At 56.8% G+C, this 24,097-nt stretch carries 15 protein-coding genes; 4 read left to right on the forward strand and 11 right to left on the reverse strand.

Annotated features, from left to right (window positions below):
- Window positions 1-132: 132 nt before the first annotated feature.
- From M0G74_RS12730 to M0G74_RS12770, 9 genes are all read right to left on the reverse strand, one after another.
- Window positions 133-1,251 carry a GNAT family N-acetyltransferase/peptidase C39 family protein gene (locus M0G74_RS12730; RefSeq protein WP_248217578.1) on the reverse strand — a complete coding sequence of 373 codons (1,119 nt, stop codon included), beginning with the start codon at window positions 1,249-1,251 and terminating at the stop codon, window positions 133-135.
- 252 nt (window positions 1,252-1,503) lie between these two features.
- Window positions 1,504-3,339 carry a polysaccharide lyase family 7 protein gene (locus M0G74_RS12735; RefSeq protein WP_248217580.1) on the reverse strand — a complete coding sequence of 612 codons (1,836 nt, stop codon included), beginning with the start codon at window positions 3,337-3,339 and terminating at the stop codon, window positions 1,504-1,506.
- Window positions 3,340-3,529: 190 nt separating this feature from the next.
- Window positions 3,530-6,424 carry a TonB-dependent receptor gene (locus M0G74_RS12740; RefSeq protein ID WP_248217582.1) on the reverse strand — a complete coding sequence of 965 codons (2,895 nt, stop codon included), beginning with the start codon at window positions 6,422-6,424 and terminating at the stop codon, window positions 3,530-3,532.
- 358 nt (window positions 6,425-6,782) lie between these two features.
- Complete coding sequence (locus tag M0G74_RS12745; RefSeq protein WP_248217583.1) at window positions 6,783-7,739, reverse strand: sugar kinase; 957 nt, start codon at window positions 7,737-7,739, stop codon at window positions 6,783-6,785.
- Between the two features lie 52 nt (window positions 7,740-7,791).
- Window positions 7,792-8,541 carry a glucose 1-dehydrogenase gene (locus tag M0G74_RS12750; protein WP_248217585.1) on the reverse strand — a complete coding sequence of 250 codons (750 nt, stop codon included), beginning with the start codon at window positions 8,539-8,541 and terminating at the stop codon, window positions 7,792-7,794.
- A gap of 55 nt (window positions 8,542-8,596) precedes the next feature.
- A complete protein-coding gene (locus tag M0G74_RS12755; protein ID WP_248217586.1) occupies window positions 8,597-9,892 on the reverse strand; it encodes an MFS transporter in 1,296 nt (431 codons plus the stop codon).
- 14 nt (window positions 9,893-9,906) lie between these two features.
- Window positions 9,907-10,248: a cupin domain-containing protein gene (locus tag M0G74_RS12760; protein ID WP_248217587.1), complete on the reverse strand. Its 342-nt coding sequence runs from the start codon at window positions 10,246-10,248 to the stop codon at window positions 9,907-9,909.
- A 19-nt stretch (window positions 10,249-10,267) separates the two neighbouring features.
- A complete protein-coding gene (locus tag M0G74_RS12765) occupies window positions 10,268-12,511 on the reverse strand; it encodes a heparinase II/III family protein (protein WP_248217589.1) in 2,244 nt (747 codons plus the stop codon).
- A gap of 20 nt (window positions 12,512-12,531) precedes the next feature.
- Window positions 12,532-14,802, reverse strand: coding sequence for a chondroitinase-B domain-containing protein (locus M0G74_RS12770; protein WP_248217591.1), 2,271 nt, complete (start codon window positions 14,800-14,802; stop codon window positions 12,532-12,534).
- A 432-nt stretch (window positions 14,803-15,234) separates the two neighbouring features.
- On the opposite strand from M0G74_RS12770, the gene M0G74_RS12775 reads away from it, so the two are divergent.
- A complete protein-coding gene (locus M0G74_RS12775) occupies window positions 15,235-18,297 on the forward strand; it encodes a TonB-dependent receptor (RefSeq protein ID WP_248217593.1) in 3,063 nt (1,020 codons plus the stop codon).
- A 263-nt stretch (window positions 18,298-18,560) separates the two neighbouring features.
- Here M0G74_RS12775 and M0G74_RS12780 read toward each other — a convergent pair whose 3' ends face one another.
- Complete coding sequence (locus M0G74_RS12780; protein WP_248217594.1) at window positions 18,561-19,337, reverse strand: FadR/GntR family transcriptional regulator; 777 nt, start codon at window positions 19,335-19,337, stop codon at window positions 18,561-18,563.
- Window positions 19,338-19,716: 379 nt separating this feature from the next.
- Here M0G74_RS12780 and M0G74_RS12785 point away from each other — a divergent pair, with 379 nt between their 5' ends.
- Window positions 19,717-21,186 (forward strand): RimK family protein, encoded by a 1,470-nt coding sequence (locus M0G74_RS12785; protein ID WP_248217597.1) that lies wholly within the window; start codon window positions 19,717-19,719, stop codon window positions 21,184-21,186.
- Between the two features lie 20 nt (window positions 21,187-21,206).
- Here M0G74_RS12785 and M0G74_RS12790 read toward each other — a convergent pair whose 3' ends face one another.
- A complete protein-coding gene (locus M0G74_RS12790; RefSeq protein WP_248217599.1) occupies window positions 21,207-22,088 on the reverse strand; it encodes a LysR family transcriptional regulator in 882 nt (293 codons plus the stop codon).
- A gap of 168 nt (window positions 22,089-22,256) precedes the next feature.
- On the opposite strand from M0G74_RS12790, the gene M0G74_RS12795 reads away from it, so the two are divergent.
- Together M0G74_RS12795 and M0G74_RS12800 are read left to right on the forward strand one after the other, a co-directional pair.
- The gene (locus M0G74_RS12795) at window positions 22,257-23,033 is read left to right on the forward strand and encodes a ferredoxin--NADP reductase (RefSeq protein ID WP_160151789.1); all 777 of its coding nucleotides are present in this window, start codon (window positions 22,257-22,259) and stop codon (window positions 23,031-23,033) included.
- Window positions 23,034-23,411: 378 nt separating this feature from the next.
- Window positions 23,412-24,068, forward strand: coding sequence for a YqiJ family protein (locus M0G74_RS12800; protein ID WP_248217602.1), 657 nt, complete (start codon window positions 23,412-23,414; stop codon window positions 24,066-24,068).
- Window positions 24,069-24,097 lie beyond the last annotated feature (29 nt).

Consider the following 24,097-nt stretch of genomic DNA (forward strand, 5'->3'; position numbering starts at 1 on the left):
CAGGCGCCGGGTGAACCTTTTCGAAACCGCTACAAGTACATCCCTGTAAGCTGCGTCGGAAACGTCCCTGTTTCCGACGCTTTCGAAAAGGTTCACCCGTCACCTGGCCTTCGCATCGATTTCAGTGCTTCGTCAGCTTTGTTTTCTAACGACCACCGCAGTCCTGAGTCGCTCCCGACCGAACAATGACATCAGTGCGAAATCCTCCCGCGCAATCGGCAGGTACTGACTGTCCAGCGGATTGTCCTCATCGTCCACATCCGGATCGTGTACATAAAAACACTCGTCATCCATTCCCGTCAGGGTCACCCAGTGCGGCACCTTTTTGCCGTCCAGGCGATAGGTGCTGATCAGCAGCAACACCAGTGCACCTTGTTCCAGCCACTGCTGGCACTGCTCCTGGGTAAAGTCCTCGGCAATTACCGGCAGACCTGAAGATTCCGCCTGCTGGCGGTAGTCTGCATCCACCTGTTCGATCACCGCTTTCTTGTCCGCGCTGCGCACGCTGTCCAGAAACAGCGGGGTGGTCTGGTTGAGGTATACCTCGCAGTCAAAGCCGCGTTTCTGCATCGCCAGTGCCAGGCCGATGGGGTGGCAGCCGCCGGTGCCGGACGTCATGAAGATGGTGGTGGCTTCGCGCCACAGGGCCAGTTCGTCGCTGCCGCTGGGCACATAGGTGGAGTCCAGCCCGGCCATCGCCATCATGGCGGCGGCGGGGCCACAGGTGAATTCGGTGCGCTGGCCATACCAGGGAACTTCGGCGGTGTGCAGGTTTTCCGGGCGGTAACGGATACGCTTCTGCATGCGCAGGGCGTTGCCGGCGTCTTCGTAGTAGTTGCTGTAGCTGCCAAAGGTGCGGTAGCCCAGTTGCTGGTACAGGGCGATGGCCGCGGTGTTCTGCTCGGCCACTTCGAGGCGCATATACAGGCGGCCGCTGCGGCTGCTGGCGTCTTCGGCGGCGGTTAACAGCGCCTTGCCAATGCCTTTGCCGCGCCCGGCGGGGCCGACGGCCAGGGAATAGAGGCGGGCCAGGCGGGTGCCGCGGCGCAGCAATACCAGGACGTAGCCCAGTAGCGCACTGTCCTGCTCGGCCACCAGGAATACCCGGTTGTCGGTTTTCAGCCAGTGGCGAAAGCGGCGTCGGCTGAGGCGGTCGCCGCTGAAACTGGACTCTTCCAGCAGGCACAGCTGGTCGAGATCAGCTGTGCCGGCCGGTCGGATGGAAAAGGGCTGAGTTGTGGTGTGGGTCATTGAGTGGGGGTGGTGTGACCGAGAGCGACTGGGAATGGCCGGGAGGTTGTACAGATAGTGGGATTAAAGCGCTGCTTCCGCTCTTGGGCAATATCTGCACAAAAATATTTTTTCGCGGGAAAAAACCCGGAGCGGCGAGGACGGGTAACGAACTCCGCTCCGGGAAGCGTTGCGCTGGGCGACCGATAAAAAACTGGGGTCAGGTCGCCCCTTTTAAGGCGCAGGCGAGAAGGCGCTGGCGAGAGTTATTGATCAGTCGTGGCTTTGCTCCAGGGCGTAGAAGGTGGCCTGCACATAGTCGCTGCCGCTGCCGGTATTGTTCTGGTTGTAGACCCCGGCCTTGAAGTACTGGTACTGGTCGGCTGCGTCATAGCCGCTGTTGCTCATGTCCACGACCTGCACCACATCGGCCTTGCCGTCGCGGGAGATGGTCACGGTAAGCGTGTTGCCCACCACCTTGATCTCGTAACTGAACTTCTCATTCAGCGCGATGCCGTCGGCGGGGTTGGAGGCGCTGCTGCTGCGGCTGCCAATCAGGTCGTACCAGCTGTCACTGCCACCGTTGGGCTCATGGGCAATGTAGATGGAGCCTTTGCTGTTACCCGGGAGTTTGCGGTAGTAGAGGCGCAGCGGTTCGTCGTTGTTGGCATGTATCTGGCCGACGATCACCCGGCCTACCTGGCCGCTGTCACCGGTGGTGGTGACGTGGTTGACCGCGAGGGTTGCGCGCAACACGCCGTCGACACCACCGGCCGCCGCGCGGGCGGAAGCGGGTGCGGAACCGAATACCCAGTTGTTTTCGTTCACTCCCTGGGTGCTGATGCTGGTATCACCGCGACGCAGCATTTCGCGCAGTTCGGTGCGGGTGTAGGAGGTGTTGGTCGAGGTTTTGTAACCGTCAACGGGGCAGCGGAACACCATGCCGCCGTCGGCCGTCGTATAGAAATAGCTGCTGTTTGCATATCCGCTGTTCAATTCGTTTTCCTTGATGGAGTCGGCGGTCCCGCTGCCATCGCTATCGGATGGGACGCTCAGGTACCAGGCGCTCAGGTCGAAGTTACTGGACGGGGGCAGGTTGGGATCCAGATTGCCGCCGGAGCCGGAACCACCAGAACTGGAACTGCTTGAACTGCTGGAGCCACCACCGGAACTGGATGAACTGCCAGAGCTGGATGAACTGTCGCCGTCACCGCAGCCGATCACATCCACCTCCAGAATACTGTTCCAGTTGTTCGCGGTATTGCCGCTGCCGGTGATACGCACGTAGCGCGCACTGGAGTCGCCAAGGTCGTAGCTTTCGAAGTCGCTACTGCTGCCACTGGATTGTCCACCGGCTAACACCTGATTCCAGTTGCTGTTATCGCTGGACGTTTCGACACTAAAGAAGCTGGAGCGCTGGTCGCCCTTGTACCAGGCGATATCCACTGCTTCCACCATCTGTACGCTGCCGAGGTCGAGAGTAATCCACTTGATGCCCTGGGAAGACCAGCGGGATTCGGTAGCCAGGCTGCCATCAATGGCATTGCCGGGGCCGTGGCCATCGTTTGAGCCGTCGTCCGAGGCGGACGCGATGGATAAGTTGCTACCGGATGTGCAGTTGCTGCCACCGGAACCGGAAGAACTACTGCCGCCGGAGCTGCCGGAGCCTGCCCCGAGGTTTTCTAGGGCGAAATTGTCAAAGCGGCCTTCGCTCCCGTTGTAGGCGCCGAACACCGTAATGCTGCTGGCACTGCCGGAACTGAACTCCACCTGCAGCTGATCCCAGTTGCCGTCGCTGGTGCTGGCGTCAAAGGTGGTGCCATTGACCACGGCTCCGACAGTGCCGGCACCGTCCACGAAGGCGGTCAATCGGTAATTGGTGTTGGCGCTGACGGAAACCTGCTGTTCCACTTTTCCGCCGCTGCCAGAAATCTTTGCGGATTTAGCGCCGCTGTAGGCCACGCCGGAAATAGCCGATGGATCGGTATCGCTCCAGCTGTCCCAATCGCTTTCGAAACCGGAATTTTGAATGGATGCGCTGGCGCTGCTCATGCAGGCGGACAGTAACGCCACGCAACTGATCTTCATCGCTAAAGAATTTACGTTCATGAAACCCTCATTATTTTTTTGTAGGGTGTGAATGGGTTGCAGCGAATGCAAACTGCTGCAGTTTCTTTCGGGAGCACCGCCCACGACGAGACCGCCGCGGAATCGGATTACCTTCTGGTACTGCTTGGGGAAAGGTTTGCGTTGAATCCTGTGGCCGGTGGCAGAACACCACCGACCACGGCGCCCTTAATCAGAATTTAGCGCGCACACCCAGTACAAAGCGGCGGTCGTTTTCCATGATCTGGAAAGCGGTACCGTTGGCACCGGTATTGATGGTGGGCTCACCGGTCAGATTGGTAACGTTACCGATGAGGGTAATGTCTTCGGTCACATCGTAGCTGGCGGAGAGGTCCAGTTGCGCCAGGTCTTCGCGGTAGTCGTTACCCAGGGTCGGGTCGTCGGAACCGGCACCCAGCATCAGCTCACCCAGCGGAAGAACACGCTTGGTTTGCGCTTCGTCCAGGAAGCGATCGCGGAAGGTGTAGGCGAGGCGAACACCGAAGCCCTCATACTCGTAATACAGCTGGGTATTGAAGGTATTTTCGGAAATGTCCGGCAGCGGCACACCGTTCGGGTCTTCACTGTCGGCGTAGGTGTAGTTGGCGCTGATACCCAGTCCGGACCAGCGGCCCGGCAGGAAGTCGAAGGCCTGCTGATAACCCAACTCAAGCCCCTGAACCTTGCCGTCTTCACCATTGGTGATGAAGTCGGTGAGAATGCCCATTTCTGAGATAGGGGTATTGGCATTGGCATACTGGATGCCGTCGGCCTGCCACAGGCAGATCTTGTCGAAGTCTGAAGTATTGGTCAGGGTTCTGACGACTTCCGGCTGGTTTTCACACTCGAAGGTTGGCTCCGTGAAAGAGGCAACGTCCTTGAAGAACAGTGTGGCGGAAACCATGTTGCTGCCCCAGTAGTGCTCCGCAGCAATGTCGTACTGGGTTGCACGGTAGGGTTCCAGTTCGGGGCTGCCACGGCTGGCCGCAATATAGGCGTCGCGATAGGCATAGGCCGGACTCAGCTCGTTGAAGTCGGCGCGGCGCATGACCTTGGCGGCCGCAAAGCGCATCAGGGTGTCTTCGGTCACATCCCAGGTAACGTTCAGACTCGGCAGGAAGTCGTTGTAGCTGGAACCGCCGGTGACTACTTCGCCATCCTGATAAGCGCGGGACGTGATGTCCGTGCTGACGTAACGGCCACCCACAACGGCGCGGACCTTGCCGAAATCCAGGTTGGCCTGCACATACATCGCCGACGTTTCTTCGTTGACCTCCGAATAGCCGCTTTCCTGATACTCCAGGTTGTCGTTGAGGCTGCCGTCAATCTGCATATTGGTGCCGGCCAGCAGCTGCTGAACGATATCGAAGGTTGCCTGTTGGTTCTGCAACAGGGCTACATCGTAACCGGTGACTTTCGCCAGATCGTAAGCGCCGCGCATACCACTCTGCTCGAAACCATCGCCGGAGAAATCGTACTCGCTGATGGCGTTGGGGAACTGCGCCGCAATATCTTCCATCCAGATGATGTCCGCATTGCCATCGGCATCGGTCAGATCCTTGAAAATATTGGTCACACGGAACTGGTAGCGGCTCTGCTCGTAATCGCGGCTGGTGGTGCGCACGCCGGTTTTCACCGCGGGAACCCATTCCATGCCGAAAGGCTCGGCGTATTCCAGGTCAAAGCGGAACGCATTTTCCTGATTGTTGATGTAGGTGCGGGTGTCCTCGTAGCGACGGAACGCCTGGTTTTGCTGGTCGGTAAATACATAGCCGTCGGCAAAGTCGACCATAGGTGCACTGCTGTTACTGTTCTCGAAGGTTACCGGAATCAGCCACTTGTTTTCATCCGGGTGTCCCTGTCCTTCAAGAGAACGATCGGTGCCGCGAAAACGGAATTCAGAGAAGGGCGTGTAGCTGTCAGACTCGGCAATGGAGTATTCACCACTCACGGTCAGCTTGTCGGTAAAGCTCCACTCACCGCCAAAGGCGTGGCTGAATGCATCGGTATTGCGGAAGCTGGAGCCGGCGGTTTGCAGCGGTTGGATGGCATCGTAGGTAAAGTTCTGCAGCTGGCCGTTTGCATCCTCGTAGGTGACCCCGGGGGTGGCAACCGGTGTGCCGCCCACGTGCAGCAGGGAAAAGGTTTCCTGGCTGCCGCTGCGCTCGGTCGCGTTCAGGTCGAGATAAAACTGACCCCGCTCGGACGCCGGTGCCCACTGCAACGCAATATTAAACGCCGTGCGCTCACGCTGCTCGGTGCGCGGGTTGTAGGTGTGTTCGCGGGCAAAAACATATTTGCCGGAGGGGGTGTTCTTGGCATCGTCGGCACTGTCGATCACACCGTCGTTATTGAAGTCGACGTTGTCGACCATCAGCTGCACCAGCGACTCGTCGCGGCGTAGAGTGCGGTCCTGGTAAGAAATGGATGCCATGGCGCCAAAGGTCCCGGCCTCACCCAGGTCCCAGTTGTCGCCGGCGGCTGTACTGATTATCGGCGCCCAGTTGTCGGCCTTGTCGGCGTACTCGCCCTGTACGGAAATGGAGGCAAGAGGGGCACTCAGGTCCAGTGGGCGAGCGGTAACCAGGCTGATGGTGCCGCCGAGAGCGCCTTCGATCATTTCCGGTGTTGGCGATTTGATGACTTCAACTTTGGAAAGGAAGTCCGCGGGGAAATCCTGGAAGTTGACGCCGTTGCGGCCATCGCCAAGGGTGGAGCGACCGTTCACTTCCACGCGGTTCTGCGGCAGGCCGCGAATGGAAACTTCGTTACCAACACCAAAGTCACGGTTGATGGAAACGCCGGCTACCCGCTGCAGTGCTTCAGCAATATTGTTGTCGGGCAGTTTACCGATATCTTCCGCCACTACCGCGTCAACGACTCGAGAATCGTCGCGCTTGGCATCGGCGGCGGCCTCCATACTGTGGCGAATACCGGTAACCGACACCTCTTCCAGCGCAGTGGCAGTATCCGCCTGTGCGAAGGTCATTGGGGCGAATGCCATGGCGGAGGCTGAGAGCATCAACACACTGAGGTCTCTCACCACACTATGCGTTTCGAACTTCTTAAACTTCTTATTGTTATCCATGTAACAGTTTCCTCTCATTGTAAGAACGATTTTATTTTTATTAGCTCGTAGCAAAGTGAGTTAAACCAATCTGTGAAAACCTGTCAACACCATTGGTCAACAGTATTGGTAAGGCAGGTTGCCTGATTTTTAGGTTAAATTATTGTTATATATAGCTTTTCCGGCTTTTCTAGCTGAGAAAATAAAAAAATCAGAATTTTATTGTTTGTGTGGCAATTCTTAAATTGATAAAAGGGTCAAACCAATCGTGCTGATAGATTCTGCGGGCATCTCTGCCCCGATGGGCGTGTAGGTGGCGCGCGGGCAATAAAAAAGCGGCCAAGAGGCCGCTTAGGTATTGCCGAAATACCCTCAGAATTCAGATCACTTCCGGGCTCTCAGGCATGGCGCTTTTTGAGATGATGGCGCCGCGGTGCTGGATAACGGTACTCGCAAGTCGGTGCCCAATGTGTGCAGCATCTTCGGCGCTATTGCCGGCGAGCCGGCTTGCCAGGTAGCCGGCATTAAATGAGTCGCCCGCCGCCGTGGTATCCAGGGGAACGACTTTTAATGCCGGTACCAATTGCGGATCATGATTTTGCTGAACCACAAGGCAGCCATCGCCACCCAGCTTCAGCACTATCTCGGCAACACCCAACTCCCGGAAGCGCGTCAGCGTTGCATTGGTATCCTTGTCGGAAAACAACAGCTGTTCATCTTCAAACGTCGGCAGCGCGATATCGGTCAGTCGTAACATCTGCTCATAGGCTTTGCGAGTCAGGGTTTCGCTGCCCCAAAGGCGCGGTCGATAGTTGCCGTCAAAAATAACCTGACCGCCTCCCTGGCGAAATTTCGCCAGGAAATCGAACAGGCACTCGCGTCCGTAGGGTGAGAGAATGGCGAGGGAAATCCCGGATAGATAAACGGCATCAAATTGTTGCAATTGCTCGAACAATTGCTTTGCGGCTTGTGGACTATCCAGCAGGCGTCTTGCCGGTGCCCGGTCCCGCCAGTAATGGAAAGTGCGTTCACCGCGGCCGTCGGTTTCTATCAGGTAAAGCCCGAGCGATGCATTTGTTTCGCGCTTTACCAGATCACAGCCAATCCCCTCGGCCCGCCATTGCCGGAGCATCCAGTCGCTCAAGTGGTCATCACCCAGCGCAGTCACGTAATCGACCTTGGCGCCGAGCCGTGACATATACAGCGCGGTGTTCAAGGTGTCACCGCCGAAAGAGAGCCCCGCGTTCAAGCGGGGCTCGCTGTGATGGCTGCGACAATCGCTGTTCAGGTTCATTTCCAGCATACATTCGCCGATGACAGCGATGCGCTTGTGCATGGGTGATTCCACCTGTTTACCTCAAAAAGCTTTTTGGCTGCAATTTCCCAAATCAGGAGAAGAACAGGCCACCGTTGATATCGATGTTGGTGCCGGTGATGAACGACGCTTCGTCGGACGCCAGGTAAGCAACCGCATCGGCAACTTCCGGTGCCTTACCCTCACGTTTCAGCGGCGTTGCATTGGCAACGTTTTCGCGCACGGCGTCTTTGGTGAAGGTGTCATGGAAAGTGGTGCTGATCATGCCCGGGCACAGAGAATTAACGCGAATGTTTTTCGGACCGAGTTCTTTCGCCATGGCGCGGGTAAAGGTCATTACGGCACCCTTGGAGGTCGCATAGGCCGAAGCACCGGGACCACCACCGTCACGGCCTGCCTGAGAGGCGAGGTTTACGATAGCGCCGCCGTCCATGTGTGGTACAACGGCTTTGGTCAGCAGGAAGGTGCTGTTCAGGTTGAGGGCGATGACTTTATTAAAGAAGTCTTCATCCATTTCCTCGATGGTCTTGCGCTCTACCAGACCGCCAGCAACGTTCACCAGGATATCGATGGTCTTACCGTAGGCTTCCTGAGCGGCGGCAACGACACTGGCAACATCTGCTTGTTTGGTCATGTCGCCCTTGGCGATGATGGCTTCGCCACCGGCCGCTTTGATTTCGGCCAGGGTTTCCTCTGCGGTCTGTGCATTGCTGAAGTAGTTCACGACTACCTTGGCACCTTCCGCCGCCAATTTCAGGGAAACCGCTTTACCGATATCCCGCGCCCCACCGCTGACGATGGCTACTTTACCTTGAAGTTTCATAATGACTCCTGACTGTATTTCTGTATTCCGATACGAATCGATTTTTTGATTGAACTTAGTTGGCTGCTTCAACAAGCTGCTTTTTTTCCTGTTTGCTACGCACTGGTGTGATACGTCCCCCGACAAACAGAACCGAGATCAACATCAGCGGTACCAGAGAAGCACCGAGAATGAAGAAGGGCGGGTAATAGGTGCCATCGTTGGTGATGATGGGTACTAACTGGATCGCAGTAATCACGCTGATTACACCAACGGCACCGCTGATGCCGGCGAGGCTGGCCACGCTTTTACCTGAGAAATAATCACTGGGCAATGTCTGGATATTGTTGATGGCAGCCTGGAAGCCGAACAGGATCACGGTGATCAGGGCCAGAGCTGCAGCCGGTGTGGCTGCCACTGTGGTCGCCAGCAGCGCGGGCAACATGCAGCAGCCGCCAACCAGTACGGCGAATTTACGGGACTTGTTCACACTCCAGCCGTTGCTCATCAGCTTGCCGGACAGCCAGCCACCGAACAGTGCACCGGCGGCGGCACCGCAGTAAGGAATCCACGCAGAGGCACCGATTGCCTTGACGTCGAATCCAAATTTGTCGTTCAGGTACAGCGGCAACCAGGCCACAAACAGCCACCAGATCGGTTCGATAAAGAAGCGCGCAGAGATCACGCTCCAGCTCTGGCGGTGAGACAGCAGTTCGCGCAGGGTGGGGACATACTCGTCTTCTTGTTTTTCAGCGCTAATCTGACCGGAAAGAATCAGTTCACGCTCTTCCTGGGTAATCCACGGGTGGGCGTCGGGGCCGCTTTTGTAGATGATCAGCCAGGGCACCAGCCAGATAAAACCGAGCAGTGCGACCACAACGAAGGTTGCCTGCCAGCCCAAAAAAGCATACAGGAAGGCCACCAGGGGCGGGGCGATGATACTGCCCGCAGAGGCACCGGCGCCGAAAATTCCCTGGGCCAGAGCGCGCTCTTTCGCCGGGAACCACTCGGCATTGGCCTTGGTGGCGCCGGGCCAGTTACCCGCTTCACCGAAGCCCAGCAGGGTGCGGAAAATACTGAAGGACGTCACGGATGTTGCCAGGGCGTGCAATGCGATGGAAATGGACCACACCACAATGGAAAGCATAAAGCCGAGACGGGTACCGATGGCATCGAATACGCGGCCAAACACTGCCTGACCGATGGCGTAGGCAATCAGGAATACACTCATGATGTTGGCGTAGTCGTGACTGTCCATGCCGAGGTCGTCGGCAATGCCCGGCCACATCACCGACAGGGCGGTGCGGTCGATGTAGTTGATGATGGTGGCCAGGGCCACCAGGGACACAATGGTCCAGCGTAAGTTTTTCATTATTATTGTCCTGATTATTTTTGCAGAAAGTCTTCCCGGTAGGGGCTGAAGGTATCGAGTAGCACTCCGGCCTTTTTACACACGGCGCCGTGTTCCAGATGTGGCGCTATGTAGAAACTGTCTCCAGCTTTCAGGAGTTTTTTGCGGCCGTCGACCTGTACTTCAAATTCACCACTTTCTACATAGCTCACCTGGGTGTGCGGGTGTTTGTGTACATAGCCAATACTGCCCTCCTCGAACCACACACGAACAATCATCAGGCTGTCATCGTGGCCAAGGATTTGCCGCTTGATACCGCCGCCGAGATCTTCGACTTCAACATCCTGGGCTTGAACAAACGCATCAGTAGCGGGCATAACCTTCTCCGCGGAAAAATCAGTTAGTAATCTGGAAGAGTTTGGCGCGGCCGCTGAACTGGTACTGGCGGCCGTCATATTCAAAAATGTTTTCGAGGTCTTCTGGCACATTGCTACTGCGGTTGTACGCAAGCAGCTGTGTGGCGCCGTCCTTCATGCCGATGGCGATCAGTTCCAGGTCGCCGGCCTGCCGATGTTGCAGCGCTTGTACCTGGCTTTCCGCCTCCAGGGTAAATTCCCTGGATGGGTTGTATTCGCCGTGGGGCTCCAACACGCTCACGAAAGTGTGTGTCTTGACACCATCGCGACGAGTAATAAAGCCTTTCTCGGAGCGCAGGTTGAAGTTGGGGTCGTTGGCGCCGAGCTCGGTGAACAACAGCTCGGTTTCGCCGTCCACCAGGCTGGACTGGGTATAGAATCGGCCGTTGTCGTTCAGCCAGGTGACCTGTGCCAGACCTGATTCCGGTTTGCCGCGGGCTTTGAGCCAAAGGTGCTGGAAACCATTGTTGGTGCCGAGTGCCTTGAGACTGTCGGTGAACCCTTGCAGCTTGAAACTGGTATCCACCAGTTGGCCGTTGTAGTGCAGCGGAAGATCCAGCTGGTGTTTCTTAGTGGATTCCACATCGAACACATCGATGGCGAAACTGTTGCCACTTTCCGGATTGTTTACCAGTGCCAGGGTGCGTTTCAGGCTGACACCCGGGTAGGCGGAATTTATCTCTGCCGCACTGATCTTGACCTGATCATCCGCGTGGAAGAACAGCAGGCTTGGGTGGTTTTGGTTCGCGACTTTCAGGTTGTTGTCAAAGTGGGAAGTCTCGTCCACCACGAGGGTGTTGTGTGCAACCGTCTGTTTGGCCCAGGTCTCGTTTTCTTCCAGATAGCGCCCGCCGTTTTTCGCCTCCACGTTCAGGAAGCGCGCCGCACCGTAGTCGGTAACGATTTCTTCGCCGCGGTCGTAGAACTGCCAGGTGAGTTTGTCGAAGTGACCGTGACCCATACCCTGTGCAGCGGGCTTGAACAGGAGCGCCTGGTCGCCGTCGATTTGCTGGCGCAGTACAACCAGGGCCCCTTCGTCGCCGTCTTTTCCGTCGCGGAAGGCGAAGGACTTGAATTCGTAAGGTTGTTGTTTGCCGGCATCCAGTGCCTGTGCGACTTTGAGGCCGTCGCCGGACAGCAGGATCTGGTTCTGTTTTGCGGCGATGTCCAGCAGTTGTGGATTACCGGATTCCCCGTAGGCGATGGTGACACCTAGTACCAGTTCTGACGTATCGATACCCTTGCTTTTGATGGCATCGTTAATCGGGAAGAACAGGTTGTTGTAGCTGAGCTGGATGGTGGTATCGATCGCTTTCATCACGATACCGTCGCGGTAATCGAAAATGCCCCGCTCCGGTTCGTTGTTTTCAATCGCCTTGGCGAAAGTCACGAAAGGCATCAGCGCGTAACGCTGATAGTAGGGGCCTTCGTTGTAGTAGCCGTCTGGAGAAAACAGGGTGCTCAGCTGGCGAAGAAATCCGCCCTTGCCGGATTTATCCAGATCCAGCAGCGCTTGCTCCACCCACTCCGGCTCGTCCAGTACATAGCCGGCCATACCCACACCGGCGGTCAGCCAGGTGCCGTGGTTGTGTACCTTGTTAAAAGTTTTCGGCGAATCGACGGAAAGAAACTTGGCCACCGGGCGCAGTGCACCCTGCTCAATTTTTTGCGCTTCCGCGTCAGTGAGCGACGGACGGATCAGGTCGTAGGCCTGAATGGTGTAAACAAGCCACACCGCTTCGTTCAAGCTCTGCCAGAACAGCTTTCCCGGGTTTTCTGCGCCGGGGCGACGCTTGGGGTGCAGTGGCAGCGTCGAGTACATGTCTGCATAGGCGAGCAGCATATCCCGTACGCGCTCCGCGTATTTTGCGTCTTCGGTTACCTGATACAGCACGCCAGCGTTGTACATCAGCTGGTAATTCTTCTTGTGCTGTTCGTGGGTGTAACCGCCGCCGGCATCCGCTGGCACCGGCACCGCAATGGGCGCGTCCAGTGCGCGATCTACCGCGGATTGAGTGCGGAGAAAGGCGGTGCGAAAGCGGCCGGGTTGTTCAACCGCGCCCTGCATGGCATCGACGTCCGCAGCGCTGATCACCAGGTTTGGATGGTTAGCGCCGAATGCGGCGAGCGGGTTGACCGCGAAAACTGCCGCAGAGACTCCGGCCGCCAGAGCCACGCCAGCGGCGAGAGATTTGCGCTCTTTAAATATTGAATTGCCAAACATCGTTTTCGTTCTTCTCTAAATCAGTTTTTCACGGTGTTGTTGGCAAGGGTCGCGGTGTGCGGGCCCTCGGCGACAAGTTCAGTGACTTCCGGCAGCGGGGCCTTGAAGAACTGGTTGTTGGCAATATGAGTAACCGGCTCGCCCACGGTGTGTTCGACCACGATACCCGCACTGTCTTCGATGCGGTTTTCATGGATGTCTGCCACCTGGGTACCGTGCAGTTTGATCAGCGCCTGCGCCTTGTTGCGCTTGCCCTTACCGGAGCCGGTCACGGTGTTGTTGCTGAAGTCGATGTGCGGCCCAAAGGTGCTTTCATCGGTGCCGCCGCGGTACAGGTCGACGAGAGCGCCCTGAACGTTTTTGAAGGTATTACCGGTCACGATCACGTATTCCGCGTTGTAAACGCCGAGGTCATCGGTCTCTTTGTTCAGCTTGAGCAGGTCACCAGTGATGTTCTCGAAATAGTTATTGGCGAGCGTAATGGTGTCGGCAAAGGCGCGCAGGCCGGAATCGAAAACGTGGTAGGAGTGGTTGATATCCAGGTTTTCCACACGGCTATTGGTCATGGAAAAACGGTAGTTTTTCAGCATGCCCCACACCGCGGTGCGGATCAGGATATTGCCGGCGTTGTCCGGGCTGTTGGAGCCAGAAATCACCAGGCCATCCAGCGACAGGCTGCCGCCATCCTGAATCTCGAACATCACCGGGCGGTCGCTGGTCAGGGTTGCTTTGCCCTGTTTTTTCGCCTTGATAGTCAACGTCTTGTTGATATCCAGGCGCTTGGTTGCGTTGTAGGCGCCGTTTTCCAAAACCAGGGTGTCGCCGTCCGCCGCACTGGTGATGGCGTCGAACAGAGCATTCTCACCGGGGCGCACGCTGATGGACTTGCCACTGTCGAACGGAGTAACCGGTTCTGATTTGGGGTACCAGGAAGCGCCGGTCATTTCCTTGGTGGTAACCACCAGGTCTTTGCTCGCGCCCTTATTCGCTGCGGACTTATCGGTCGGGTAGAGCAGGCCATTGTCGGCACGCTTCAGTTTGCCCACGCCTTTATCGATACCTTCATGAATCTTCTTGTCCACAAAGCCGGTAGAGACGTTGTTGGCAAAGGTAATACCGGAGATATCGTCAAAAATGGAAAAGGGCGACTTACCGCTTTCGGTATAGAAAATATTGTCGGCAATAGTGGAGTCCTGTGGCGTCGCGCTGCGCTCCTGGTCACTGCCTGCCGCCAGGTGGATATGCTCCACATTGATAAAGCTGTTGTTCTCGATCTCCGCGTTTACCACCTGGTGGTAGCGATTGATGGGAGAGTTGGGAACACCGTTCATCACGGTGAACCCACTCCCAAACCGATAGCCTGTGAGACCTTCGAGATAATTGTTGCGAATGACCTGGTCCGCATTGATCACACGAATACCGCCGGTGTGGTCCACGCCGTTGCCCAGGAACACGTTGCCTTCGATCAGGTTGCCGTTGCCGTGACGCATGGTCAGGGTGCCGCGGGATTCGAAGAAGGTGTTGTTGCGCAGAATATTTTTGCCGGATTTGACGGAGATGATTTCCACCTCGCCGTCACAGCGGTCGAAGAAGTTGTTCTCGACCACTGTCAGGGAATCGGTCAGGGAGTAGTGGCTGGTGCCGATACGCAGGGTCTCACCACCGTTGGAGCCCAGTACCGGGCGCGGGCCAAAATAGTTGTGGTCGATACGGTGACCGTTTTCCTGGCTCGCTTCGGTGTTCAGGCGCACCGCCATGGTCACACCCTTGTTGCGCTTGCCCGCCAGGTGGCCGTGATCGAAACGGTTGTTCTTGCCGTAGATGCTCACCCAGTAATCGGAGTCCATACGCTCCGGCTTGCTGAAGTCTTCGATCACCACTTCAGTCACCCGGGAGTTGTTGGCCAGGTGATCTTTGTTGCGGCGGAAGGAGATTACCTCACTGCTCGGCGTATAGCCGTCCTTGAACACAAGGCCGGAAACCACCAGATGTTCACCTGCCAGGCGCAGGTTGGACTGGCCGCTCAGGACCACTTTTCCTTTTTCTTCCGCAGTCAGCGTGATCGGGTTTTCTTTTTCCCCGTTTCCGGTGAACAGAATTTCAAAATCTTTCCAGACGCCATTTGCCAGCACCACGGTATCGCCGGCCTCAAGGCGCTTGGCGACCTTCGCGTATTCTTTCTGGTTGTGCACCAGGTATTCCTCCGCGGAAGCCTGAACACAGAACAGGGAAGCCTGCCCGCAGGTAAGCAGCGCGGCGGCCAGCATTGGTTTGAATCCTGAAGCTCTCATGATCACCTGAATTGTTTTTCTGGGTTATCGATGTCGCGGATTGTCTGCTTGCACCAACTCGGGGCAAATTGTGATACCGCGGAATTATTATGGGGCCAGACTAAATTGGTCAAAAATAATTGTCAACCAATTCGGCTAACCAGTTTACCTCGAAACTTTGTGCTGAATTGGTGCGCCGCGCAGATTTTTCCGATAAAATGCACAAAAAACAGGCAGGGGTCAGTCCAAAATGTGAAATTTTTCTGAAAATTGGTTGACTGGCTTGTAGGCAGGTGAGAATTTGTGCTGGCCAGATCGCGGGCAGCCGACCGAAAGCGGTTGTCACTGGTCAAGAGGCTGAGAATAAAAACCGCGAGATGAGCGATGAGAAAGGCGCCAGAACAAGGGCGCCCTTGTTACTATCAACTAGCGCAGACATCCTTGGGGGTATTCATGCGTGATAATAATAAAGACGCGAGAGATGTAATGGCGAATGAGAAAACGTTTAAAAAGTCGCTTCTGGTAAGCGCAATCGCTGCAGTGACTTATGTAGGTTATGTGGGTGCTGTTCAGGCACAAGATGCTGCAATTGCTGAATCTGACCAGGCACTGGAAGAAGTTGTCGTAACCGGTACCCGTGCCACTATCCAGACCACCATCGATATCAAGCGCAACTCAACCACCATCGTCGACGGTATGTCGGCAAATGAGATTGGTGATCTGCCTGCGCTGTCCATCGGTGAAGCACTCGAGTCCGTAACCGGTGCTTCCTCTCACCGCGAAAATGGTGGTGCGACTGAAATTTCCATCCGCGGCATGGGCCCATACTTGAGTGCGACCACCTTTAACGGCCGCGCAGCGACCAACGGCAGTGGGGATCGCTCGGTAAACTTCTCCCAGTTCCCGTCCGAGCTGATGAACAAAATTGCGATCTACAAAACCCAGGACGCCAGCCTGATTGAAGGTGGTGTTGCCGGTCTGATCGCGCTGGAAACCCTGAAGCCGCTGGAGTATGGCGAGCAGCGTATCCAGATCGATACCAAGGCGAATATCAACCCGAACCAGGCCAACCTCGACGATCCCATGGCGGGTGATATTGGCTTCCGCGGAACCGCGAGCTATGTGGATCAGTTTGAATTCGACAACGGCATGGCATTCGGTATGTCCCTCGGTTACGAGAAAAGCGACATTTCCCAGCCGGAATCCGAAATGCGCTCATCCAGCCCGAGCGGTACTTCCCTGTTCGCCTGTTTGAATGACCCCAACAACACAACCGAAGGCTTCTACCGCGGTTCCTCTGGTGACTGTGAAGACCAGATCGGTGGCTCCAGCAATCAGGGCTACAACACCTCGGTGGATCCGGCGACCGGTAAAGCGGTGAGCAATGGCACGCCCTATGCGTTTGCGCCCAGCTCCAACGGTTATCGTCAGAACGACACCTCCGACGAGCGCGAGGCGGTATTCGTTGCATTGCAGTTCCAGCCCAACGACAAAACCGATATTAATTTTGACCTGCAGCAGTCAGAGCGCCTGCAGGCTGAGCAGCGCCACGACCTGAACTTTGCCAACATGAAGCGGGTTACTCCGGGTGTGACTGCGGAAAGCCTGGTGGTATCCGACACCGGTACCATTATGGAGTGGGCGGGTGAGACTGCCATCGAGTCCAATAGTGAAACCTATTCCCGACTCGAGGACTACCTGGGTTACGGCCTGAACGTTTCCTACGATTTTACCGATAACCTGACGGTGTCTGCAGATTACTCCTTCTCTGAAACCACGCGGGAAGAAAAGCAGATACTACTGCGCACCCAGTCTGACAACGACGATATTTACGGCGAAGATTCCTCTTACCGCCCCATGGTCAGCTGGGACATGGATTCTGAAATCCGTCAGTACACCGTGACCGGTTTTGATGTCACCGATCACGCGCTCTTCTCCGATGCTTATCGTATTCGAATCGATAACGATGTGGATCGCCGCAATACCAGCGAAGCCTTCCGCACGGATTTCGACCTGAACGTAAATGGAAGCTTTATTACCGGTGTGAAAGGCGGCCTGCGCTTTTCTGAACTGGAATATGTTGACCTGGGTTCCGCGCGTGACGAGTTCAGTGTTAGCCGTGGATCGGAAGAGGGCGCGGCAGCCATCGCAGCAATGAACGAAGCCTGTGCCATCGCCTTCCCGGAAAGTGACTTCATGAATGCCGAGAGCACTGGCAGCCTGGTCACCACCGTGGACGACAACGGCAATGTCATTGGTCGCACCAACGAGTGGGCCACCTTCGATACCAGCTGTGTTGCGGACATGCTGCTGGCGCACGTGGGAGAAGGCTTCGTTTATCCGGAACTGGAACAGAAAAGTGCGAATCTCACCGATGTGACCGAAACCACCACAGCCGCTTATGTGATGGCCGACTTTGGCAGCTCGCTGGCGGGTACACCGGTACACGGTAACTTTGGTGTGCGCGTGGTACAGACGGAGGTGGAGTCTGTTGGTTACCGCACGCCCTACACCATTATCACCAACGACGATGGCACCTTTGCCATGGAAGAAGTGGATGGTGCGGATCTGGAGCGGGTAACCGCCGGTGGCGATTACACCGAGGTGTTGCCGAGCTTAAACCTGGTGGCTGAGCTGACTGATGACGTTCAGTTGCGCGGTGCGGTTTATCGCGGCCTGTCCCGCCCGGATCCGTCGGACCTGGGTTACAAGCGCGCATTCGACACCAATGGTTCCGACGACATCGTGGATATTGCGGACCTGCTGGACGGTGTGAGCGGTGACGGCAACCCGAATATGAAGCCGCTGACATCCTGGAACTTCGATACCGCGATCGAGTGGTATCCGAACGAGGACACCATGCTGGCATTCGGTGTTTACCACAAGCGTTTCCAGGGTGGATTCGAGACGGCGCAGGTGATCGAAACCTTCGAGGTCGATGGCCAAATGATCCCGGCAGAATTCAATATCACCCGCACCGATGATGACACCAGTGCGCTGACTGGTTTCGAAATGACCGCAACCCATCGTTTCTCTTACCTGCCGAGTTACCTGAGCGGTCTGGGTGTGAAGGCGAGCTACAACTACGCAGATTCCGACTTCGAGTTTGAAGACAGCCTCTATGGTGATTCCGTGGTACTGAATGAAAGCGGAGAAGTTGTATCGCAAAATATCGGTATCGTTGCTCCGGGCAACCTGCCGGGCTTCTCCGAGAATGTGTTCTCCGGCCAGTTGTACTACCAGATTGGTGACCTCGACACGAGCCTGATCTACAAGTACCGCAGCGAGTACTTCCAGCCCTATACCGGAGATGGCACGCGACTGCGTTACGTGGGCGACACCGGTGTGTGGGAAGCAAAGGCGTCGTACCAGCTCACCGACAATGTGAGATTGAGCCTTGAGGCCATCAACCTGTTTGATGAGCCGAAGAAGCAGTACTTCTTTACCCGCGACAACCTGGGTGAAATGAATAGCTATGGACCGCGTGTATTCCTCGGCCTGAAAGCCAAGTTCTAAGCGCTATCCAGGGCTCAATGCCCGGAGCTTCGCGCCCCGGGTAAAGGGGAGCCTGTAACACCAACTTTTGTACGGGGTTACAGGTTCTTCGGTTTGTTTGATTGGTTGTCTCTTCTCCAGTCGGTGGTACCGCCCACCGGCAAAATTTTGCCCGCTACTTGCGGGCTTTTTTATGTCGGTAAAATTTAGATGGGTGAATTCGGGCAATAAAAAAGGCCATATAACCTTCCAGTCATATGGCCTTGGCAACGCTCTTTAACATATCAGAAGCCGGCGGATTCACCCAGGCGGTCGATGGAAAAGCGCTTGCGGCGTTCGGACACTTCCCGGCGCACCACTTCCACTGCTTTTGCTTCGGAGGCATCGTGCAACGCGTTCAGGGAGCGGCTGAAATGCAGGCGCATGGCCTTGCGTGCCGCGCATGGGTCGTGGTTTTCAAGTGCCTGCAAAATGGCTTTGTGTTCCGCCAGGCGCTTTTGCCCGTCTTTTTTGCATACATTCTTGTGCACCGTCTGGATATCCGGCGAGTGCTCCTGAATATCCCACAGCTTGTCGATGGTGCTCATCAAAACCCGGTTGTTGGTGGCCCGGGAAATCACTTCGTGAAATTTGCGGTCGGCGCGCTCGGAAGTGAGGTTGCCCTCTTCGTTTTCGCGCACCATATCCCGGTAGGCCAGGCGCAGGTCTTCCAGCTGTTCTTCGGTAATCATGGTAGCGGCCAGTGCAGCCAGTTCGCCTTCGATCAATACCCGTGCTTCGGTCAGTTCAAACGGGCTGAAATCCTTGCTGTCGGCAAACGAATTCACCGGCTCGATCACGTAAACCCCGGAGCCGGTGCGCACCGCGACCCGGCCCATCACTTCCAGTGCGATGATTGCCTCGCGAATGCTGGGGCGACTGACATCAAACATTTCCGACAATTCACGCTCGGAGGGCAGGCGCACCCCGGGCGGGTATTCGCCACTGTCCAACAGGGTCAGCATTTTCTCAACCACCTGCTGATAAATGCGGCGGCCGTTTCCAACAAATTCGGTCTTCATAAGAGCCTTCTACCGGTATTTCTGGCGGGCCCAGGCAGGCCCGAATACTCGCTTTCGAGTCTAACATAATTGGTCTTACAGGCAATGGTTATTGGTATGATGGCTGATGGTGATAGCTGTCCTTGGGGGTATCGCTGGCCCCACCGGTTGGGGCCTTCAGATGCCGCGTCGTGGTTGTGTGCGACTAGGCTGTAGCCCACGTGCCGCGGGGCCTGCAGAGATTTGGAAATAGGCAAAAATAGTATTAGTCAGCGGGGCAGATTTCTTCTATCTTTCGCCTATTCGGCGGGCAAAATCTGACCGGCCATACACCCAAAATTTCAGTCTCACTCTTCCCTTCATTGCCACCTGGCAAACCACTGAGGCGCTTCATCTATACATGTCCCAGGTCCTGATTGTGATCGACGAGCCCGATGACTGGGCTCCCTACTACCCCAGCGAGCGGGTAATTACCTTTGCCGACTACCTGGCCCTGCCAGCGCGCCAGCAGCAGCGGGTGCGGGTGATCAACCTCTGTGCCAGTTACGACTATCGCAGTGAGGGCTATTACTGCTCGCTGCTGGCGGAGGCGCGCAGCCACAATGTGTTGCCGAGTGTGCGCACCCTGAATGACCTGGCGCTGCCGCAGCTGTACAAACTGCAGCTGTCCCAGGCGATTCCGGCACTGGCCAAGCTGCCGTTGCCGGCAGAAGGTTCCGAGCGGGTGGTTAAGTCCTATTTCGGCCGCTGTGCAGATCCGGCGCTGCAGCCGCTGGCGCGTGCGCTGTTCGACCGCTTTGCCTGTCCGGTACTGGAAATCCATTTGCAGGCGAACCCCCAGTGGGAAATCGTCGAGCTGAAGATCTGTTCCCACCGCGACCTGAATGAGGCGGAGGAGACCGAATTCGCCGAGGCGCTGGATAACTTTAGTAACAAGGTGTGGCGCCAGCACAAGAAGCCGAGCAATACCCGCTACGACCTTGCGATTCTGGTGAATCCGGAAGAGAAACTGCCGCCGTCCGATGGCGCCGCGATCAAGAAATTCGTCAGTGCCGGGCGCGAACTGGGGCTGTCGGTAGAGTTGATCGGCCCCGGGGATTACATGCGCCTGTCGGAATTCGATGCGCTGTTTATTCGCGAGACCACCGCCATTGACCATCACACCTATCGTTTCGCCAAGAAGGCCGAGGCGGAAGGGCTGGTGGTACTGGACGACCCCACCAGTATTCTGCGCTGTACCAACAAGATCTATCTGGCGGACCTGTTCAGCAACAACAAGGTGCCGGCACCGCGCACCTGTATTCTGCGCCGCGGCGATGAAGAGAGTCTCAAGTCCGCGCTGGCGGAGCTCGGCTTGCCGATGGTAGTGAAAATCCCCGACGGCTCCTTTTCCCGCGGCGTGGTGAAGGTGCACTCGGAAGAGGAGCTGCATACCAAGCTGGACGAACTGTTTGCGGAATCCAGCCTGTTGCTGGCCCAGGAGTTCCTGTACACGGAATTCGACTGGCGCATCGGTGTGTTGGACAACAAACCTTTATATGCCTGCCGCTATTACATGGCGAAGAACCACTGGCAGATCTACAACCACGGCAGCAAGAAAACCGTGAGTGGCGGCTTCAGTACCCTGCCGACCTTTGAGGTACCCAAGCCGGTACTGCAGGCGGCACTCAAGGCGACCAAGCCCATCGGCCGTGGTTTCTACGGGGTGGATGTCAAGGAATCCGCGGGCAAGGGCTATGTGATCGAGGTGAACGACAACCCGTCCATCGACAGCGGCGTCGAGGATCAGTACCTGGGCAAAGAGCTCTACCGACTGATTCTTCAGGAGTTCATCCGTCGCCTGGATGCCCGCAAGGCGGGCCAAGAGTAAAGGACGGCAGCGGGGCTGGGCTAGGGCACTTGCCGGCACAGCTCCAGCCAGCGTTCGATCCCGGCGCTGCGGTACTTTTGCCGGTGCAGCGCAAAGTAAAATTCGCGACGGAAGTTGCGATGGGGCACCGGCAGCTCCACCAGCGCGCCACGCTTGAAGGCATCGGTGAGGGAGACTCGGGACAGGCAGCTGATCCCGAGGCCCGCTTCCACCGCGCGCTTGATCGCCTCGGTGTGCTGCAGCTCCAGCCGGATATTCAGTTCCGGCAGCAGCCCCGCCAGTGCGCGATCAAAGGTCTGGCGGGTACCGGAGCCGGTTTCGCGCAGTATCCAGGTGGCCTCGCGCAGGTCCTCGTCGCTCAGTTGCGGCCGTGTGACCAGCGGGTGGTCCGGCGCGCAGAAGACCACCAGTTCATCGTCTCGCCAGGGGATCATCTCCAGGTCCGGGTGATTCAGCTCCCCCTCGATCAATCCCAGGTCCAGCTCGAAATTCAATACGCCCTGGGCGATGGCCGCAGTGTTGGCCACTTCCAGCTCCACCCGCGCCCCCGGTTGCTGTTCCATATAGTTGGCCATGATGCCGGCGGCGAGATAGTTGCCGATGGTCAGGGTGGCGCCGATCTTCAGGCGCCCCAGGTCGCCGTGGGCCTGCAGGGTGGCTTCCAGTTCCCGCGCCCGTTCCAGCAATTCCTCCGCCCGCGGCCACAGCTGCCGCCCCAGCTCATTCAACTGCAGGCGTTTGCCGGTGCGCTCGAACAGGCGCAGGTCGAACTGCTGTTCGAACTCCTTGAGTGCGGTGGAGGCCGCGGATTGCGACATGCTCAGGCTCTCAGCCGCGCGGCTGACATTCTGGAAGTGGGCGCAGGCGAGGAACACCTCGAGCTGACGCAGGGAGTAGCGCATGGGCAAAACCTTCTAACTGAGCATATCCGGGCTTCTCTGGCCTCGAGGCCAGAAAAACAGTTATCAACAAAATAGATAACGAATATCGAAATATCCCATTTTGCCAATAGATAAGCCAGCGCTAGAATTCACCCAGCAAAAAGGTCAGGAATAAGTGGTTCTATAGTTATGTCAAATTTGAATAAGGAAACCGTGCTCGAGGTCCATCACTGGAACGACACCCTGTTCAGTTTCAAGACCAGCCGCGATCCAGGATTCCGCTTCGAAAACGGCCATTTCACCATGATCGGCCTGGAGCAGCCCAACGGTCGCCCGCTGTTGCGCGCCTATTCCATCGCCAGTGCCAACTATGAAGACGAGCTGGAGTTTTTCAGCATCAAGGTGCCGGACGGCCCCCTGACCTCGCAATTGCAGAAGATCAAACCCGGCGACGAGATCTTCGTCAGCCGCAAGCCCACCGGCACCCTGGTGGCGGATCACCTGCTGCCGGGCAAGCGCCTGTGGCTACTCTCTACCGGTACCGGCCTGGCGCCGTTCATGAGCATCATCAAGGATCCGGATGTGTACGAGCGCTTCGACCAGGTGATCCTCACCCACGGCGTGCGCTTCAAGTCCGAGCTGGCGTATCAGGATTACATCGAGAAGGAGCTGCCGGAGCACGAGTACTTCGGCGAGATGGTGCGCGAGGGACTGCTGTATTACCCCACGGTTACCCGCGAGCCCTACCGCAACAACGGTCGCCTTACTGACCTGATGTTATCCGGCAAGATGTTCAGCGACCTGGGCCTGCCCAAGCCGAATGTGGAAGAAGACCGCTTTATGCTGTGCGGCTCCCCGGCGATGCTGAAAGACCTGACCAACATTCTCGACGACTGGGGCTTTAAAGAGACCCGCGCCGGCGTTCCCCACGAGTATGTGATCGAGCGGGCGTTTGTGGAGAAATAATCGCTCGCTAGCGGCCCCTGGAGACAGGGCAGCGGCGTCGGTACTTTGAAGGAAGTCGCGCGATGGATTTGCGCAAGGAAAGAAAAGGCTTTCTGCCAGTTTAAAGTGTCGACCCCGGTGCCCTGTCACGACAGTGCCAGGACCATCCAGTGAGGCAGGATAACCCTGTATTGATAACCACCTTCGGGTGGTTTTTTTATGCCTGAAATTCCCGCGCGTGAGGGATTGTAGTGGGGGTTTGTAATGCGGTGTGATTGACCGCCATCCCGACGCTCGGTAATTTGGAGGCATTGCGCTGAAAGCTGCGCAGGGAATTCAGGACAAAAACGGATCACACCATTGATCACACAACGATAAAAAACCGCCCACGGAGGGCCGATGGAATTTCTACTGCAAGACGGCAACCAGCTGTTTACCGGCGCCCTGGTGCTGATGCTGATGATCGCGCTGCTCGAAGGCGTGATGCTGCTGATCGGCGCCGGCCTGTCCGACCTGCTGGATAACCTGTTGCCGGATATGGACATCAACGCCGACACGTCCGCCGCCAGCACCACGGGCGGCCTCACCAAGCTGCTGGGCTGGCTGCGCTTCGGCGAGGTGCCAGCGCTGATTCTGCTGGTGGCCTTCCTGGTGACCTTCGGTGTTACCGGCCTGCTACTGCAAATGCTCAGTGAAGCCCTTCTCGGCAGCCTTCTGCCCAGCTGGATGCTGGCACTTCCGGTATTGCTACTGGCGCTGCCCCAGGTGCGGGTGTTTGGCAGGGTACTGCGCTTTCTCGCCCCCGGAGACGAAACCCAGTCGGTGAGCCGCGATTCCTTCGCCGGGCGCACCGCGGTCATCACCATTGGCCGGGCCGAGGTCGGTTCCCCGGCGGAAGCGCGTTTTAGCGATGAATTCGGTACCAACCACTATGTCATGGTGGAGCCCTATGAGGAGGGAGAAACCTTTTCCCAGGGGCAGCAGGTTGTTCTGGTGGAAGAGCAGGGAGCAAGTTTTCGGGCAATCAGGCCCGCCGGAAAAATCGCTGCCGAATAAAAATAACCTCTTAAAAAACATTAAAAAAT

Origin of the sequence: Microbulbifer sp. CAU 1566 (assembly GCF_023156515.1) — a bacterium.
In the GTDB taxonomy this organism is placed as follows: Bacteria; Pseudomonadota; Gammaproteobacteria; order Pseudomonadales; family Cellvibrionaceae; genus Microbulbifer.